Here is a 16,698-nt window from a genome sequence, read left to right as displayed (position 1 = left end):
CGGCCATCTAGCTCTCGTGCCGCCGGGAAAAAATTACTAAGATCAAACGATGATTGTCGAAGAAACGAACAAACCAGCCAATTTCAAACTGCATGACCTGCGCTGCTTCGACGCCGTGGCCCGCTTCGGGAGCTTCCAGGCTGCTGCAGATGCCCTTCACCGTTCCCATCCTTCGGTTTTCGCGGCCGTCGCTCGGCTAGAGCAGCATCTCGGGCTGACGCTGCTCGATCGCAGTGGTTATCGTGTGGAGCTGACCGAGGCGGGGCGGATGTTTCATGCCCGTGCAACGGTGTCGTTGCACGACATCGATGGTCTCGACGCCTATGCCCGCCAACTGGCAACTGGTGAAGAAACGATCTTGAGGATCGTGCTGGGAGATCTATGCCCGCGGCCGTTGATCCTAGGCGCCCTCTCGAACTTCTTCGCCGGCCGGCAGCGCACACGGCTGCACCTCGACTATGAAGCGGTGAGCGGTCCCTTCAAACGCCTGCGCGATGGCACCGCCGACCTGATTTTTCATCGCGCCGATCCGTCGAGTTACGATTTCGAGCAGATCGGGCTTTGCGTGATCCGGCTCCTGCCGGTCGCGGCGCCGGGTTTCCTGCCTTACGAACCGGACGTCGAGATGACGCCCCGACTCTTGCAGCCGTTTACGCAATGCGTGATTCGCGACACGGCGGGCAATGTGACCTCGGAGAATCATTTCCTGATCGACGGCGCGCCTCGCTGCTCCGTGCCCGATCATGCCATGAAAAAGGAACTCATCCTGCATCGAATGGCGTGGGGCCATTTGCCCGATTTCATGGTCGAGGACGAGCTGCGCATCGGCTCACTGATCAATCTGCAAGGGCGCTATCTTCCGGGACGGATGGAGACGCTGGCCGCGACGAGACGGAACGACCTGCCTCACGGACCTGTCGCTGAGGAGCTGTGGGAACGGCTTAAGAAAGGCGTTGGAAAGCCTTAGCGCCGCTACGAAGCCTATCCCGAGACAGACATCAGTCTAAAATGGCGCGCCCGTCGGGATAAAGCTGGGCACTCGAATAACTGGGAAATTCTGGTTGATGTATAACTGGCTCACCTGCTTGGGCCGCGCAAGCTTCCTCCATTTCATCAGCTGTCAGTGTGCCCTATTGGGCGCGTGCGCCGCGTTGCTCCCAGGGTCCCGGATTGAGAACCGCGCGGTTGACTTTGCCGGCGGCGTCGCGCGTGAAAGCGATCCGCGTATGATCGCCACTGTCGACGTAGAATTCATCCTTCGAAAGAACCGCCACGGGCGTTGGCTGCCCCTTGTCAAAATCAAGGATCGGCCAGCTGCCTGTTGCTTCAACGACGAGCTTGCCGTCCGCGACACGGACTTGAAGCGCGACGCTGTGCGAGGGGACCGCCTCCCGGGTAAAGGCAACAACGAGCGGATCGGTCTGTCCCTGCCGGGTGATTTTGAGCTTGATCGCGGCGTTGACCGGACCTGAAATCCGGCGAAATGCCGCTTCCAGGGTCAGGCCCTTCGTCGACTGGTCGCCGATCGCCGTGATGAGGTCTCCCGCCAAAACGCCCGCCCGCGCGGCGGGGCCTCCTTCAGCCGGTTTGATCACCCTTAGGCCATCCGTGCCAGCGACAACGGACTCAAGGCCGGTCCAGCCGTTGCCGTCGGCAACAAACATCTGTCTGTCCAGCGAACTTGCGGACCCACCGAAATCGTAACGCCCGACGTAGTCGGTGAGAGCGCCTGCATCCAACTGCCCCGAGGCGACGGGCGCAGGCACTTCAGGAACCTTCAACGCCGCATACGGCAGACGACGGATGGCATTAAAATAGAAACCGTTCTCACTGTACTGCGACCTCTGCATCATCATGACAAGGATCAGCTTCTGAACTGGGTCGACCGAGAAAAATGTGCCCCAGCTTCCCTGCCAGTTGAAGCTGCCGACGGCACCCGGGATCAGACTGAAATCCGGATCGGTGCGGACAGCGAAGCCGAGTCCCCAGCCCGTTCCAAAAGCCGGACCGGCTTCGTGTCCTGCGATGTGCATGTCTGATGGCAGCGAGTTCGTCATCATCAGCCGGACGGTTTCACGCTTCAGGATGCGCACGCCGTCAAGCTCGCCGCCGTTGAGCAGCATCTGGCAGAAGCGCAGAAAATCAGGAACCGTGGAGACGATGCCTCCGCCGCCCGAGAAGAACGTCTGTGGCTTGCCGACGTCGCCGTCCGAAAGGGGTTGGGGCTGCGCGCCCGGCAAGGCGACGAGACGGGCGAGTTTATCCTCCGGCACCGAGAAGCCGCTGTCGACCATGTGCAGTGGCGCGAAGAGGCGGCTTTGCAGAAAATGATCGAAAGTCTGACCCGATACGACTTCGATGACCCGTCCGAGCACGTCGTAGCCGATGGCATATTCCCAGACTTCGCCCGGCTGGTGCAGAAGCGGCAGGGCGCCGAGGCTCGCGACGAAGTCCGCGATAGGCTTGTCGCGTCGGAACGGCGCCCTGGCGCCATAAAGCACGTGGATCGCCGTATTGCCAAATCCAGGATCGGCGAAATCCGGCATGGCGTAAACGAGGCCGGACGTATTGCGTAGCAGGTCCCGGATCGTCATCGCCCGCTTCGCCGGTTCAAAAATCTTCCGCGCAAGATCCGAGAGGATCGGATCACCGGTGATCGGATCCTTTTTGACGACCTGCATATCCCTTAGCTCAGGCAAATACTGCGCCACGGGAGCGTCAAGCTCGAGCTTGCCTTCATCGACCAGCATCATGGTGGCGACGCTGGTGATCTGCTTGGACATCGATCCGATGCGAAAGATCGAATCCGGCCGCATCGGCGTCTTCTTGTCGTGATCCTCGAAGCCGGTGGGCTGCAGATATGCGAGCCTGCCGTCCTTTACGATTCCAACGACAAAGCCTGAGGGATCGCCCTTTTGGCTCTGCGCCTCGAACCAGGAAGTCATGCGCGCCAGCCGCCGCGCCGAAAAGCCGAGACTGTCCGGATCGCCGACGATCTGCAAGTCGTCGGCAAGCGCCACACCCGCCAGACAGAGCTTAAGTGCCGCCAGCGCGGTCAATGAAACGGCAAATCGCTGATATCGCATGGGCAGCCCCGTTGTCGCAGCTATTGCGAGGAAGGATCGCCATCAGTCTGTCAAATGTTTTCGATTCCTTTCTCGCCGATTCCCGCAATCCGGCTAGCCGATTCCTCAACTCGACCGGCCGATTTTTAGTCGGTCGTCCCCGGGGGCTGCATTTCCCGCCATTGCAAGACGGCGAAATTCGGTTGGGGTCAGATCTGTCGCGGCCTTGAAGGCGCGGTTGAACGGCCCGATCGACTGGAAACCTGTGTCCATCGCAATTGTCAGCACCGGGACTTCCACTTGTTCGGGGTCGACCAGCGCTGCCTTGGCTTCCCCGATCCGGTAATGATTGAGAAACGCATTGAAATTGCGGTAACCGAGGCCCTCATTGATGAGCTGCCGCAGCCGGTATTCCGGCACGCGAAGTTCGGCGGATAGCAATCCGATGGTCAACCTCTCACGCCGGTAGATGCGCTCGACGGTCATCAGCTGTTCCAACCGGCGCAAGAGAGCCGATTCAATCGCGGCAGGCTTGCCCTGATCGTCAGACGCCTTGGCTGGCTGGCCTAAGGGGACATTTGTCGCGGGCAGAAGGATCGAACCTTTCCGCGTACCCGCTTCCAGCAGATTCCATGCGCTCAAGCCGACCAACGTGAACAGAGCAAAGGCGTTGGCGACGCTAGCCATGGAAAAAGTGGGAGTCGAGGGCTGCTGCAAGAAGCTCATGTAGGAGTTGAGAACGATTTGGGCCGATGCCCCGATCAAGACGACCAGCCGGAGCCGACGCCGGCCCTGCACCATGTCCGCCCGCCAGGTGAGAAGCGTCTGCGCCACCGCCAACAACGCCAGGCCGAGAGAGGTGAACGACAGCGTGCGTTCGATCGCATGCTCGAGCGCGGCCGATCGTGTGATGCCGCTGGCGTCCAGCCATTGCGCGACGGCGACGGCCGCCCACAAGACGCCATGCCAGAGCCGCGGCACGAAATCGTCATCGAAGGCGGCACGTGCCCATAGCCAGAACACGACACAGTTCGCGCTGGACAACGCCAGCAGCAACAGGCCCCACCACGCAAATGGCCGCGGGAACGTCGGCGCCGTGCAGATCATCGAAGCCGCGGCGCCGATCGCGAGCGCGGCGGCCAGCAGCGCGGCCGTGCTGTCGCGGCGATCGCGCAGCGCCATGGCTGCGATCAGCAGGCACAGTGCGACGACGGCGCCCCGTAACCCCAGATCGACCGACATCAAACCGCTGGTGTGCACGACGGGAAATACTCCGAATGCAATTGTTGACGCGAAAGACGCGTAGGTTCGCTCATACGCCCTTGACGCAGCCGATGTCGAGGCGGCGGATGATTTTGAAGCGGCTACGAACCGGACGGGAGGTGCTGCCTCAAACCAAGAGGTAGTGTGTTCCAACGCCGCGCCGAAAAACCGAGACTGGCCGAATTGCCGACGTTCAAATCGTCGGAGAACAGCCTCCAGGTCGCCAAGAACCGCAATCAGCAGCGTCGTGATATCTTTGCGCAATCAATTCTCGGCGCAATTAATTCTTGGCGTTGCGCCTCTTGCTCGCTCCCCTGAGCGGCGGTGAAGGTGATGGAGCCGGATTGTCCCAGCCCACCATCTGCAGACAGGTGAGCAGATCGACATAGCTTTCTATTCCGCCTGCCGTAGCCTCGCCTTCGCAAGTTTCACGCATCGGAGCGGGAACGGTCAGCCAAGTCGAACTTAGCTGTTGTTGCGCGAGCGTCTCGTCACGCATGCATTCGCCAGCATCCTGCGCCAGGGCGAGCCCCGACGCTTTGTCGTCAGCAGAAACATCCCTGCATAGAGCTTCCACGTTCAGGACGGGCACACGGTCTGAGATCGCTATCGTGGGCTGGCCAAGGAGCGATAACGCCAACAGTGCTGCTTTCATCAGATCCTCCCATCTTCAAGTGGATTGGATGGGCAGCCGACGCGAGGCTAGGCCTGTTTTGTTTCCGGCCGGCTTCGCCTGGCCGATAAAGGGTTTCGTCCCGGCCCGACCTCGAACCCGGCCTGCCGAATGGAGCCCTCATGGCGGACCAGAGATGGCGCGTTCGTCTCGGCGCCGCCGCGGAAGTCGACTTCCGCCAACACCTTCAAATCGACCACTGAAAATTTTGGCGCGCGACAATCTCGCGTCTATCGGGACACAGGTGTTTGGCGAGCTGCCGACGGTCCCAATGTAGCGGGCCCAAGGCGCATGGCGCGACGTGACAGACGGAGGTCAGCCCGAAGTCCTGGTGATTGATGGCATTCGGGGCCGCGCATAGTTCGCTGGCCCGGAAGTTAATTTCGGCCGGAATGTGCATGGCTCGCATGCGGACCAGACCATTGCTGCACTGCAGCAAAATTCTATATTGGTCCGGTGAGGAAGCGCCTGGGAATCGCCAAAATATAGGAGATACCCTTGCTTAATCAACGCGTCATCCGCCTTGTGCAACGCGCTCGCCGAATCTTCGTTGACGCCATCAACGCACATCTGGAAATTTATCAGAAGCACCAAGAACTGTTCAGCCGATATCCACGCGAATAGTCGTGGTTCGGCAGGTGATGGATCAGGTGTGGCGGCGCTTGGCGACGCTTCATCGTGTGCAATGATGGCCTTCATGATCCGTTCGTGAGGGCTTGCCCGCTTCTCGAAACTTGAGGCCGGCTCGTAGCTCTGCCAGAAGCGCCGTGATTACGCAGCAGCGTGCGCATGGCGGACGTCAGGCGGAATTGCGGGCGCCCTCACAAGAGCAGACGGACTTCGAGCATCTTCAGATGCTTGACCGGATCGATGGTTGAGACCCTGCACGCCGCGCCGGCGTGGATTTCCACAAAGCCGATATGCTTGAGACGAGCGATTGCTTCACGGTCCCGTCTGACCCCGACGAGCGCGCCGAATAGAGCTGTCGCATCGCAGGGAACGCCGGCGCGCCTCTGGATACGCCAGCGTGCTCTGGCGTAGAATTGTAAATGGCGCGCCACGGCCGATGAAGATGGGCACTACTGCTTCGCCGTGGCGCTATGATTCCAGAGCCAGCGATGCGCTGCAATCGCCAAATCTGCGATGGCTCACGATCCTGCGCTACGCCTCATGGGCGGCTGTCCGCCCGATTTCGCCGGTGGTCCGGTTACCCTTCGGCTGCCGCCATTTCGATCAAATCCCGGGAACGGCGCGATGGGCCATATAGTGACATTCCGGTGACGCCGATCTGCTGGTTGACGAGGTCGCCTTGTGCTACTTGATCGGGTTAGAGCAATCAGACCGCCAAGGGCTTCCTGTGTGATCCGTGAATTTCCGCCAGACCATGATCTCCTCGCCTTTTTTGAGAGTGAACCGACCGTACTCACTCCCGGCGATCCTTGGGTCTACAATACACTTGAATTTACGACAGTTCGCGCGGAGATCACGATCCGTTGTCGCCTCGTCCCGTCATATGGAAAGATCACGACGCTATTTATAGTGAACGGCCACGAACTGGCGAAGTTCGAACTTCGCGACGCGGAATCAATCCGGATTATCACAAGCGCGCAACAAGAGGCTTTGGTAGCGACTTTCGCGCCGCCGCTACGCCTCGATAACTTCGCAATACAGCTGAAGCCCCGGGTTTGGGCTGGGTGGGGCAACTTACATCAATTCCCCTAGCCACGCCTTTGCGAGGCTAGACGTGGAGCTAACCGCCAGCGTGGAGTGCGTTATCCCGGGAACGGCGCGATGGGCCATAAGCGGTCATTCGGCTTCAAGCTGCCAAACGACGAGGTCAGACGGAAGGCATGGCTCTCTGCGTTCGATGTAGTGTACGAGTTCTGCCAAGCGATCGAAGTTTTCGCGTTCGGAAGAGGCGCGCTCAAGTCTGCAGGAGGCCAAGAGGTCCTTCAGTCGGCCGAGCAGTGCTTTCTCTTCCTCACTTCCGGTCACCATAGGCAAGCAGCCTTCTGGCCGATTGGCTCCGAGAAATTCAAAGAGCCAGCGGTGATGCAGACCATCGCCATCGGGCATTTTGGACCGCTGTAGCCAAATACTGTAAATGAGGCCGTTGTGGTCGAAAGAGGCACCATACGAACCGCCGTCGCGGTAGATGTCCGCGAAATTGAGTTTCGTGAGCTTCACTTCAGCTGGCAGGATAGGTTGCTCATCTAAGGGCATAATTGGAATATTCCCCACTGTGCACGTTGAGGCAGATTTTTCCTTCTAACAGAGCGGATATCTTTTCCTTCGCGTCGATTGGTGCGGGCAGACCATATTTCTTTTGATGATCGAAGCTGCTCAACCGTGCATGTCCGTTTTGGATTAGACGCCAATAGTCGGCCTTCAATACTGTCCCGTCGGAGAATTTCAGAAAAATGGCAGCTGTTCCCTCTTCGTCGGGGATATCGTCGGCCGCAACTGAGATGCCGGTACTTCGGAGGCCGACTAGGCTTTGCTCAAGAGATTTCGTCATTGGCGTTCCTGCCTAGCTACGGTTGCCGTCGTTTCATATCACTCCTTCGTCCACTTTGGGTCGTTCACTCGATATTGCCAAATCCGCCTTCTCGTCCGCGATCGACAATACCCGACCTTACCGACCGAGAGCTGGACGCGGATCTCGACCGATTAGGACGGCAAGATAAAAGCGACGATGTCGCTCCGGCCCGTCGACGGCGTAAGCGTTTGTCTGCACACTGTTTTTGATGGCACTGCAGCGGCACCGTATGAAGCGGCCTGGAGCAGCTCGAACCGAAATAGCATTCAAAATCAACGTTCCGAGCGCCATCGTTCGCAGCATAGCGTCTTGTTGCGCGTGCCCGGCGGGATGTCTGGCCATGATCGCATGGGAGGCCGTTGCCGGACCAACGGTGCGCCGTCAAGGCTCGCGCTGCGCGCGACCGGCTCGGCCGGCTCGCGGCCTTGACTGCGCTCCGCTGGCCCGGCTCTTTTGCTTCCATGCGTTCATGGCCTGCTCTGCGCGATCGCGCTCATGCTGCAGAGAAAGTGCGAGTTCGCAGGGCTGCAGCGTGACCTGGCGTAGACATCGGCCGTTCTGTGGATCGGCCAGTCTTGCCACAGTGGCGCCATGGCTTCCCCTCACAAATCGCAGCCACGGCGTCCGCCGGACCGCGCCCCAATTGACGGTCTCTACGACTATGCGCGTGCACCCGCGCGTCCTGGCCGACGACGGGCGACGCGCGCTCCGATGACATGGGCGGTGTCGGACGACTGTCCGAAGGACGTGCCGGTGACCGAAACCGAGATCGATGTTTTCGAAGCCTGGTTCGGTGATCTGTTCGACGAGTTGTTTGGAAAGGACTGAGGGGACATCGCCATGGCTGCAACGGTTCGTGCGGCGCTCTACCTGCGGGTCTCAACGGGACGGCAGGCGGACAGCGATCTCTCCATTCCCGATCAGCGCCGCCAGGTAAAGGGCTATTGCGCATCGCGCGGGTGGCAGATCGTCGCCGACTATGTCGAGCCCGGCGCGTCCGCGACCGACGATCGGCGGCCGGAGTTCCAGCGCATGATCGACGCGGCGATCACCAAGCCGCCGGCGTTCGACGTAATCGTGGTGCACAGCTTCAGTCGCTTCTTCCGCGACCAGTTCCAGCTTGAGTTTTACGTCCGCCGCCTTGCCAAGAATGGCGTGCGGCTGGTGTCGATCACGCAAGAGCTCGGCGACGATCCGATGAGCAACATGATCCGCCAGATCATGGCGCTGTTCGACGAGTACCAGTCCAAGGAGAATGCCAAGCACACGCTCCGCGCGATGAAGGAGAACGCGCGGCAAGGCTTCTGGAACGGCGCACTACCGCCAATCGGCTACCGCGTCGTGGAAGCCGCCGAGCAGCGCGGCCATCGCACCAAGAAGACGTTGGAGATCGATCCCATTCAAGCCGAAACGGTGCGACTGATCTATCGCCTGGCACGCGAGGGAAACGGCTCATCGGGGTCGATGGGCGTCAAGTCGATTGCCAAACACCTGAATGAATCCGGCATCCGCACGCGCGACGGCGGACGCTGGGGCGTCGATGCCGTGCACAAGGTGTTGACGCGAACAACGTATATCGGTCGCCACCGCTTCAACACCAAATATTGGAAAACGCGCGAGCGCAAACCCGAAGTCGAGGTGGTCGAGATGGCTGTGCCGCCGATCATCGACGCGGCCGAGTTCGAAGCCGTGCAGACGCTGCTCAAGACGCGTAGCCCGGCTCTATCCGCGCCGCGCATCGTCAGCGGGCCGACCCTCCTTACCGGCATCTGCTTTTGCGCCGCCTGCGGTGGAGCAATGACGCTGAGGACCGGGAAGAGTGGAAGGTACAGGTATTACACCTGCTCGACTAAGGCGCGGCAGGGCGAGACCGGTTGCAAAGGCCGCACCGTTCCGATGGAAAAGCTCGACAGCGCGGTAGCCGAGCACATCGAGCAGCGCCTCTTGCAGCCCAAACGTCTCAAGGAAGTCCTATCGGCCGTCCTTCACCGCCGGAAAGAGCGCGCCGAACGCCGAACGGCGCATATCGCCGAATTGCGCAAGCGTGCGACTGAGGCGGAAGCCAAACTCAAGCGACTGTACGACGCGATCGAAAACGGGATCGCTGACGTCTCTGATCCTCTCCTCAAGGATCGCATGACCGAGCTGAAAGCCGTCCGCGACCAGGCCCGCGCCGACGCAGAGCGGGCCGAGGGCGCGCTTGATCGGGCTGGGCCAAGCATCACACCCCAGGCACTCAAAACCTTCGCCAGCCAGGCCCGCAGGCGGATGCGGACCGAATCGGGCGGCTACCGCCGTGACCACCTGCGCGCATTGGCCCAGCGGGTCGAAGTCGACTCGAAGGAAGTTCGCATCATGGGATCGAAAAGCGCGCTCTTGCGCACTCTCGTCGCCGCGTCCAGCGTAAAAACGGCAGGTTTTGGAGTGCCCAGTTTTGTACCGAAGTGGCGCGCCCGGAACGAGGCGAACAAGACACGGCCTTCACATTGAAAAATCAATACAAATCAGCGCGGCTGCTTGCCTGCTCGTACCACCCTCTGTGACCACCTTCAATGGCGTCGCCTCGCCGGTCCATGCTGCTTTGACGCAATACCAACGCATGGGGCATAGGCATTCTGATAGGGCGGCGGAAACTCGGCATCAATCTGCTGACAATGGCCGGTAGATATGACTGGTCGATATCGAACGAAAATGTAAGCCGTATCGGCCTCTCGGGAGCGGTAACTATCTGGACGTTGACTGCAATACCGCCCATGCTATTTCCGACAAGAACAACGTCCAGCCCCTCGTAGCTGTAGAGTTTAGCCTCACCTTTCAGGGCTTCATTAAGCGCGATGAGTTCAGTTCGGAAACGCTCGATACCGATAGTCTCATCCAACACCGCACCTTGAAACGGACCTGCTCGCACATCGACGATGGCGGGATAGCCAAGCTCATTTGCAGGGCCTTGCCTCGTTAAACGAACCGAAAAGCGGCCGTTGCCGATAAGTACGCCTTCGCTCACGTCCAAGCCTCGTGCGCTCTCACAACGCAGCCTCGTGTGTCGTAGGTTATCCCATCGCCACGGTATCTCAGAAGATGATCCAAAGGCTCTCCTTCTTTCTAAAGATGATGTGTCCGCTCTCGTATTGGCCGAGTTCGGTAAAGATGCGCAGGATGGCTCCGCTTGCGAAGGTCAATGACAGGCAAAGCTGCTCTGTATCAACTGCCGTGATCGGATGTTCGAGGAGCTGGTGCAGATAGCCGAGATCAGCGCCAGGATGACCGGCAACTGATTCCCCACCGCTCCCGGAAGGCTGCCCAAAGTAGGGGGGTGTAGCCGCTCTGGTCGTACTCGTTTGGATCGTCGCCTGCATCGAGGAATTCCAAAACGTGTTCTACGTCAGCGTGGTAAGCAGCTAGGTGAAGATCACCCATGGTCTGACAACAATCGGATTGCTCGGCGGCGGACGACGAGTGGTCAAAGGGCACCGACTGTTAGCACGGCGGAGCGAAGACCTACAGAGCGAAAATGAGCCCCTTCGCTAGCCCACTGGCGCTACGCTCCTTTGGGACTCGAAGTGTCGAGGCGGCTCCTATCGGACAAGTTTGCCGCATATTTCTGCGAGCAGTTCCGGAGCAGTCGTCGCTCTTGCCTCAACGAGGAACGATTCCGCGACACATTCGAAGGTGCAGTCGTGGAATCCGAAGATGTAGTGGTTAAGATTGCGCCAGGATTCTGGTCTGTAGCCACTATGTATTGAATTGATCGCCTCCAGTTCCTTGATCCAAAGAGAATTCTTCACTCGCAGCGGACTATATCCTCGCAAGCCCTTGCCGTTTAGCGGATGGCCATGAAACACCTCGTCGTTTGGTGTCCCCATCTTTGTGCATATGCAACGCTTGAACTCGACAACCGCAAGATTGCTTGGACTAGGATTATCAGCGTGACGAATGTTGACGTAGGTGCCATCCCACGCTGGATCAACGTCGCGCAAGAAGAACACGAGAAACGTCCGATAGTCGTTCTGGAGCAAATAAGGAAGCGGAGCACCCGTGTCCCATTGCACGGGAAACTCAATTGGAACGGCATGCGGTTCGTTCTGCGCTGCTGCGAGGGCGCGCTCCGCTTCAAGCAAAGCCTCCTGGGCCGCAGCAAACTCCTCAAGCTCTCCACCCTTATGCTTAGGCGCGAGTGCTTGCACTGCACGTTTGAGCCGCATCTGGGCGGCTTTCAGTGCGCTTTGAAGATCTGCTACGGAGATGCTCATTGACATGCTTGAAATCTACCGACCCGACGTTCACCGAAGTTGTATCAATATCGCTAGCGGAACGACAGCACCCCAGCGACCGATTAGGACGGCTAGATAAAAGCGACGGTGTCGCTCCGGTCCGTCGGAGGTCGCAAGTGTTTGTCTGCACATTGTTTTGGATGGCACTGCAGCGGCACCGTATCAGGCGGCCTGGTGCCGTTCGAACCGAGAAAGCATTCAAAATCAACGTTCCGAGCGCCATCGTTTGCAGCGTAGCGTAGTGTTGCGCATGCTCGGCGTGGATGCCCGCCATGATCGCATGGGAGACCGCTGCCGGACCAACGGAACGCCGTCAAGGCTCGCGCTTCGCGCGACCGGCTCCGCCGGCTTGCGGCCTTGACGGCGCTCGGATGGCCCGGCTCTTTGCTGCCATGCGATCATGGCTTGCTCTGCGCGATTGCGCCCACGCGGCAGAAGAAGCGCGAGGTCGGAGCACCGTAGCGTGACGTGGCGCGCACTTCGGCTGTTCAGTGGATCGGCCATGCTTGCCACAATGGCGCCATGGCTCGCTCTCAAGAATCGCAGCGCCGCGTGTCGACCAACGCGCAATGCGACGATCTCTACGACTATGCAGTGGCGCCCGCACGTCCCAGCCGACGACGAGCGAAGCGCACTTCGGTGACATGGACGGTGACGGATGACTGGCCGGAAGACGTGCCGGTGACTGAAGCCGAGATCGCCGTCTTCGAGGCTTGGTTCGGCGAATTGTTCGACGAGTTATTTGGAGACTGCTGAAGGGGGACATCACCATGGCGGCGACGGTTCGGGCGGCTCTCTACCTGCGGGTCTCGATGGGCCGGCAAGCCGACAATGACCTCTCTATCCCGGACCAGCGCCGCCAGGCGAAGGGTTACTGCGCGTCGCGCGGCTGGGAAATCGTCGCCGACTATGTCGAGCCCGGCGCGCCCGCGACTGACGATCGGCGGCCGGAGTTCCAGCGCATGATCGACGCGGCGACGATCAAGCCGCCGGCGTTCGACGTGATCCTGGTCCACAGCTTCAGCCGCTTCCGAATGAAAAATCTATCTCGCCAAAGCGTGCACGAGCGTGTCCGGCGCCTGGTCGAAACTGGCGACCTCACCACTCGCGGCGAGGGTCGCTCCCTCCGCGTAAACCTTGCGCAATACCATGTTGCGATTGGGTCAACCGGCGATGCTGCCCGGGAGGCCGGCGCGGCGACGAAAGCGATAATCGATGTCGATGCCCCGACCTCTTCTGCCTTCCGAGATGCGCAGACGCGAGAGAAGCAATACGCCGCCGACCTGAAATATCTCGAACTTCAACAGCGGCTCGGCGAGTTGGTGCCGGTTGCCGAGATGAAGGAGGCGGGGGTGAGGCTGGGGGAGATCGTCGTCAACACAATCACGCGCCTTCCTTCGCACGTCGAGGCACTTGCAGCAGCCTTTACGAGGGCGGGCATTCAGGAAATGCGATCCGAATTGAACTCCATCGTCTACAAAATGCGTGTGGAGATCGCGGACGCTTTTGGCGTCATGGCGGAAAGCGCCGAACCGTGGACCATCGATCCAGTTCACGGCATTCAACCGCCTCAACTAAGAAAGGAAAACATTGACGGTGACCGAACCGACGACTGCCACAACCCAGGCATCGAGCAGCGCCCAAGTGATTGACGTTGCCGCGACAGGCCGTGACCGGCGCAGCGGTGACGATGGCCTCGCTCTTCGAATAGTCGCAGCGATCGTGCGCGTGAAGTCGCACGAACGACACATGCTCGATGAAGTTGCGGATCCCAAGCGGGGCTGATCTGTAGAACAGTAGTAGCGTCCGGGATAGGTTGTACCAGAGTTTAACCGCTCTAGCTCTGGCCCCCGCCTGCGGCCTACGCCGGATGCGTAGGAGGCAAACAGCAGGGCGAGGCACTAGGCGTGAGCGCTCGGCCTCGATATGCCCACGTCCTACCGCCCCAACCGCGGACGAGCGCGCAGCGCGCCCCCTCAGCTCGACCGGATGCCGGCGCTGTTGCAGCAAACGCTTAAGTTACACACGATCGCGTGTCATTTTGCGCGCCGCCCCGCCCCTCCTAGCCAATAAAATTGAGAGCCAATCAGCCGTTGCTTTTTCAAAAGGGCCGCTTCACGTCACCACACAAGTGCGGTAAATCTACGATCATGACAGTGGACCAAACATCCGAAAAACGACCGAGCCAGTTGCAGAGGTTTATCGTCGTTTTCGGCTGGTGGATCGCCATCATCGTCTTGCTTCCCGTTTACGTACAAACGGCGTACCCGGCGCCTTCCGTAAACGAATATTTTTTTATTCGGATAGCGTTTGCTGCGGCGGCGGCTTTCGTAGCACTATTGATTCCGATATTCACGCGATCCTTGCCATTCTCCAGCAAGGCTGCCCTCGTTGCCGCAGTTGCGTCGGTGATCTTTGCGGGCTCTTACCTGTACACGCCGGCATCCCTAGTGACGTTGGCTCCGGACCAGCACGTGACAGCATTTACCGTTTGTAGAGGAGAATATCCCGACGGATGCGGCAAGGTCGACTTCAACGTTGGTTGCGGTACGCCTGACCAGATTGTCGCCGATCGGTGTAGCGACCGCGCCAATAGCATTCAGCTTTCCTCTCGTGACGGAAACCGGTGCGGTTACACAATTTGGCAATTTTCATGTCACGCGAAAATAAAATTTTGAACCATTCCGGCTACGCGGTGCTTAGCTAGTTGTTCTCATTCCGCAAGGCGATGAAGCTATCCTGCGTCAGGATTGATTTTGCGCAGGCTTCCATGCGCTCTGCCAATCTTTTGCGATAGCCCTTTGGTTGTTCGGGCAACTTTTGTTGTTCGGCCAAACAATCGGCCTGTGATGCGTTCGGATCGGGACAAGTCGGATAAAGTGCGTTGGAGACTATCTCGGTTACGATTTCTTTTCTGTTTTTGATTGTCTTGAAGTTTTCCGCTTCAGTCTTTCCCGGTAGGCAAACAGTCTCGGCGACTGCGTCCGCCAGCTTGGTTTGCTCGTCAGGCTTGTCCCAGTCCGGCGGGCGTTTCGGTCCGAACAAACCCTTGGCAGAAGCCCAGTCCGACGCCGTATTATCGAGCTGTGCATCGAAAAGATCCGCGCCGTCCAGGATTGCGTCCTTTAGAGTTGATTTGCGGAGAATAGAATGCTGGAGGCCTGCACCTTCGAGGTGAGCTTCCGGCAGTTGAACGCCGGTTAGTTCCGCACGGGTCATAATCGCGCCGGAGAATTCCGCACCTTTTGCAAATGCGACGTTATTTAGCTTTGCTTGAGATAGATCGATACCAACGAACTTTGTCGCCGCGCCTAAATGAACACCGGTCAGCGTCGCGTGGTTCAGCTTAGTGCGATTGAAACTGGCCAGTTCGAGGTGCAGGCCATTCAGCTCAAGTTGGCTTAGGTCAGCGTCGTCCAGAACCACGCCCGACATAATTGTCGTTTGGTCAAAAAAAGAACCCGACAGAGAGGCTCCTTCGAAGTGGGAATCAGTAAGGTTCGTCCGGCGAAAGTCGACACCGACGAACTTGCCGCAAGAGAAATCCCGACGGCTCCAGTCCAACAAGATCGAATGTTCGGATGGATCCTCGACGTTCGCCGCAGCAGCAACTTTCTTGTCAGGCTGTGCAACGTTCGTGTAGTTCAGAGCGATCCGGTCAATGCCGAGGTAGAATCCCGGCGACGCGCCGCATGGGTGGCTCCCGAAACTTTGAAACGTAAGGAGATTCAGTTGCGCCTCGCCCGGATATGAAAAAATGATCCATGACAAGAGCAGAATGAAAGCTGCAATAGCCTTGTAACGCCCGTTTGACCGAAATGCGGGCTGCCAAGGACGCATTTCAATTCCAGTCCAATCGAAGTCCTTGTTGGGATCGAGTACCGCAGGCCAAAGGCAAAAAAAGATCACCAGCTCTGCGCAGATCAGCGCACGGTGCAGCCAAGTGATCAGCAGACTATGATAGGGAAGAAATTTGAGCTGAAAAGTGAGCAGAATGAGGATTGGCGAGGCTATGAGAGTGAACCAAGTTATTGCGAGAAGTATTTTTCCGACCCAACCTTCCCGCTCCCTCGGGGCGCCGGCAAAAGTCTGAGCAAAAATTGTGTTTGCCAAGCGCTCGCGGAAAATCGCGTTGTCGCTTCCCACCTTCAGCGTCTTGTCCAGTTCCTCATTGTAGGCTTTGGCCGTGCGGCCCAGCAGCAACGTCTGCAGCAACACGTAGAATTGCAGAAGCACGAACAGTATGGGCGAAATGACGAAAAAGGCTTTTAGCGGCACTTCGGTCCCGAGCGCAGGCAGCTTCACAGACTCTTCAAGCAGAAGCTGCTTGTCCGTGGCCGTTCCGGCCGAAACGAGCAAGTAAAGGCCGAACAGCAGATAGCTGATCCAGATTGTCGAGACCCGCGTCGCCGAGTCGTTCAATGATTTTTCGAGCCCTTCGACATCGCGAGGGTTCAAAGGCTTATCAGTCATTCACCGCCCCCGGCCCGAAATTGGCCATGTCCAGCATATCCGCTCGGCTTTGGAAGGCGAGGGGACATTTGCAATGTTCCGCGAATCTCGCTGTGAACTAGCTCCGAACTTTCACCGCGTCGGCTTCCAACATGGATGCCTGCGAGGTGAGTTTCCGGTGAACGTCCAATGCTTTCGCTGAGCCTGCCAGGGCCAACCTTCGGCGCGATAGAGCGTGAAACAGCGCGCCGAGTCACATGGGGCGCATCGTTCGTACCTTCGATTGTATCCTCGCGCGGCGCGCGCTTTTATTGGCGCGTCTTGCTGCGTGTGTGACCGCATCGCTCGCGGCACGCCGGGGAGAGGCCGCCGGTCGCTGGTCGCGCGACCCCGCCCCCCTTCCGCTCGTGAACGGCACGCTGCCCCAGGATGACG

Annotated in this window: 14 protein-coding genes; 5 read left to right on the top strand and 9 right to left on the bottom strand. The window is 59.0% G+C overall.

Translation table 11 applies throughout. The features are described from left to right. The first annotated feature begins 49 nt into the window (after window positions 1–49). Window positions 50–967, top strand: a complete 918-nt coding sequence (locus tag ACV1FX_RS36030) for a LysR family transcriptional regulator (RefSeq protein WP_473122283.1) — start codon at window positions 50–52, stop codon at window positions 965–967. A gap of 163 nt (window positions 968–1,130) precedes the next feature. Here the strand turns inward: ACV1FX_RS36030 and ACV1FX_RS36025 are convergent, their stop codons facing one another. From ACV1FX_RS36025 to ACV1FX_RS36005, 5 genes are all read right to left on the bottom strand, one after another. Continuing rightward, window positions 1,131–3,059 carry a serine hydrolase gene (locus ACV1FX_RS36025; RefSeq protein WP_473122282.1) on the bottom strand — a complete coding sequence of 643 codons (1,929 nt, stop codon included), beginning with the start codon at window positions 3,057–3,059 and terminating at the stop codon, window positions 1,131–1,133. A gap of 132 nt (window positions 3,060–3,191) precedes the next feature. Then, window positions 3,192–4,592 carry an AraC family transcriptional regulator gene (locus ACV1FX_RS36020; protein ID WP_473122281.1) on the bottom strand — a complete coding sequence of 467 codons (1,401 nt, stop codon included), beginning with the start codon at window positions 4,590–4,592 and terminating at the stop codon, window positions 3,192–3,194. Between the two features lie 16 nt (window positions 4,593–4,608). Then, window positions 4,609–4,983 (bottom strand): hypothetical protein, encoded by a 375-nt coding sequence (locus ACV1FX_RS36015; RefSeq protein ID WP_473122280.1) that lies wholly within the window; start codon window positions 4,981–4,983, stop codon window positions 4,609–4,611. Between the two features lie 1,824 nt (window positions 4,984–6,807). Further along, on the bottom strand, window positions 6,808–7,224 hold the full coding sequence (locus tag ACV1FX_RS36010) for a hypothetical protein (protein WP_473122279.1): 417 nt from the start codon (window positions 7,222–7,224) through the stop codon (window positions 6,808–6,810). After that, window positions 7,211–7,519 (bottom strand): hypothetical protein, encoded by a 309-nt coding sequence (locus ACV1FX_RS36005; RefSeq protein ID WP_473122278.1) that lies wholly within the window; start codon window positions 7,517–7,519, stop codon window positions 7,211–7,213. The genes ACV1FX_RS36010 and ACV1FX_RS36005 overlap by 14 nt, the downstream gene beginning before the upstream one ends. 861 nt (window positions 7,520–8,380) lie before the next feature. Between ACV1FX_RS36005 and ACV1FX_RS36000 the strand changes: the two genes are divergently transcribed. Further along, window positions 8,381–10,030: a recombinase family protein gene (locus tag ACV1FX_RS36000; RefSeq protein ID WP_473122277.1), complete on the top strand. Its 1,650-nt coding sequence runs from the start codon at window positions 8,381–8,383 to the stop codon at window positions 10,028–10,030. Window positions 10,031–10,034: 4 nt separating this feature from the next. Here the strand turns inward: ACV1FX_RS36000 and ACV1FX_RS35995 are convergent, their stop codons facing one another. From ACV1FX_RS35995 to ACV1FX_RS35985, 3 genes are all read right to left on the bottom strand, one after another. Then, a complete protein-coding gene (locus tag ACV1FX_RS35995; RefSeq protein ID WP_473122276.1) occupies window positions 10,035–10,544 on the bottom strand; it encodes a WapI family immunity protein in 510 nt (169 codons plus the stop codon). 67 nt (window positions 10,545–10,611) lie between these two features. Continuing rightward, window positions 10,612–10,896 (bottom strand): hypothetical protein, encoded by a 285-nt coding sequence (locus ACV1FX_RS35990; RefSeq protein ID WP_473122275.1) that lies wholly within the window; start codon window positions 10,894–10,896, stop codon window positions 10,612–10,614. Window positions 10,897–11,115: 219 nt separating this feature from the next. Next, window positions 11,116–11,796 carry a hypothetical protein gene (locus tag ACV1FX_RS35985; RefSeq protein WP_473122274.1) on the bottom strand — a complete coding sequence of 227 codons (681 nt, stop codon included), beginning with the start codon at window positions 11,794–11,796 and terminating at the stop codon, window positions 11,116–11,118. Window positions 11,797–12,279: 483 nt separating this feature from the next. On the opposite strand from ACV1FX_RS35985, the gene ACV1FX_RS35980 reads away from it, so the two are divergent. The 3 genes from ACV1FX_RS35980 to ACV1FX_RS35970 all read left to right on the top strand — a co-directional run bounded on the left by ACV1FX_RS35980 (window position 12,280) and on the right by ACV1FX_RS35970 (window position 14,489). After that, on the top strand, window positions 12,280–12,567 hold the full coding sequence (locus ACV1FX_RS35980; protein WP_473122273.1) for a hypothetical protein: 288 nt from the start codon (window positions 12,280–12,282) through the stop codon (window positions 12,565–12,567). Window positions 12,568–12,581: 14 nt separating this feature from the next. Continuing rightward, window positions 12,582–13,463 (top strand): recombinase family protein, encoded by an 882-nt coding sequence (locus tag ACV1FX_RS35975; protein WP_473122272.1) that lies wholly within the window; start codon window positions 12,582–12,584, stop codon window positions 13,461–13,463. Window positions 13,464–13,967: 504 nt separating this feature from the next. Then, window positions 13,968–14,489 (top strand): hypothetical protein, encoded by a 522-nt coding sequence (locus tag ACV1FX_RS35970; protein WP_473122271.1) that lies wholly within the window; start codon window positions 13,968–13,970, stop codon window positions 14,487–14,489. 25 nt (window positions 14,490–14,514) lie between these two features. Here the strand turns inward: ACV1FX_RS35970 and ACV1FX_RS35965 are convergent, their stop codons facing one another. Further along, window positions 14,515–16,284, bottom strand: coding sequence for a pentapeptide repeat-containing protein (locus tag ACV1FX_RS35965; protein ID WP_473122270.1), 1,770 nt, complete (start codon window positions 16,282–16,284; stop codon window positions 14,515–14,517). Between the last annotated feature and the right edge of the window lie 414 nt (window positions 16,285–16,698).

The organism is Bradyrhizobium ingae, assembly GCF_055791185.1.
This window is presented reverse-complemented; position numbering and strand designations above follow the sequence as displayed.

Bases quoted from the DNA above. Each gene is read 5' to 3' on its own strand.
- ACV1FX_RS36030 (WP_473122283.1), top strand. From the start codon at position 50: ATGATTGTCGAAGAAACGAACAAACCAGCCAATTTCAAACTGCATGAC.
- ACV1FX_RS36015 (WP_473122280.1), bottom strand. From the start codon at position 4,983: ATGAAAGCAGCACTGTTGGCGTTATCGCTCCTTGGCCAGCCCACGATA.
- ACV1FX_RS36010 (WP_473122279.1), bottom strand. From the start codon at position 7,224: ATGCCCTTAGATGAGCAACCTATCCTGCCAGCTGAAGTGAAGCTCACG.
- ACV1FX_RS36005 (WP_473122278.1), bottom strand. From the start codon at position 7,519: ATGACGAAATCTCTTGAGCAAAGCCTAGTCGGCCTCCGAAGTACCGGC.
- ACV1FX_RS36000 (WP_473122277.1), top strand. From the start codon at position 8,381: ATGGCTGCAACGGTTCGTGCGGCGCTCTACCTGCGGGTCTCAACGGGA.
- ACV1FX_RS35990 (WP_473122275.1), bottom strand. From the start codon at position 10,896: ATGCAGGCGACGATCCAAACGAGTACGACCAGAGCGGCTACACCCCCC.
- ACV1FX_RS35985 (WP_473122274.1), bottom strand. From the start codon at position 11,796: ATGTCAATGAGCATCTCCGTAGCAGATCTTCAAAGCGCACTGAAAGCC.
- ACV1FX_RS35975 (WP_473122272.1), top strand. From the start codon at position 12,582: ATGGCGGCGACGGTTCGGGCGGCTCTCTACCTGCGGGTCTCGATGGGC.
- ACV1FX_RS35965 (WP_473122270.1), bottom strand. From the start codon at position 16,284: ATGACTGATAAGCCTTTGAACCCTCGCGATGTCGAAGGGCTCGAAAAA.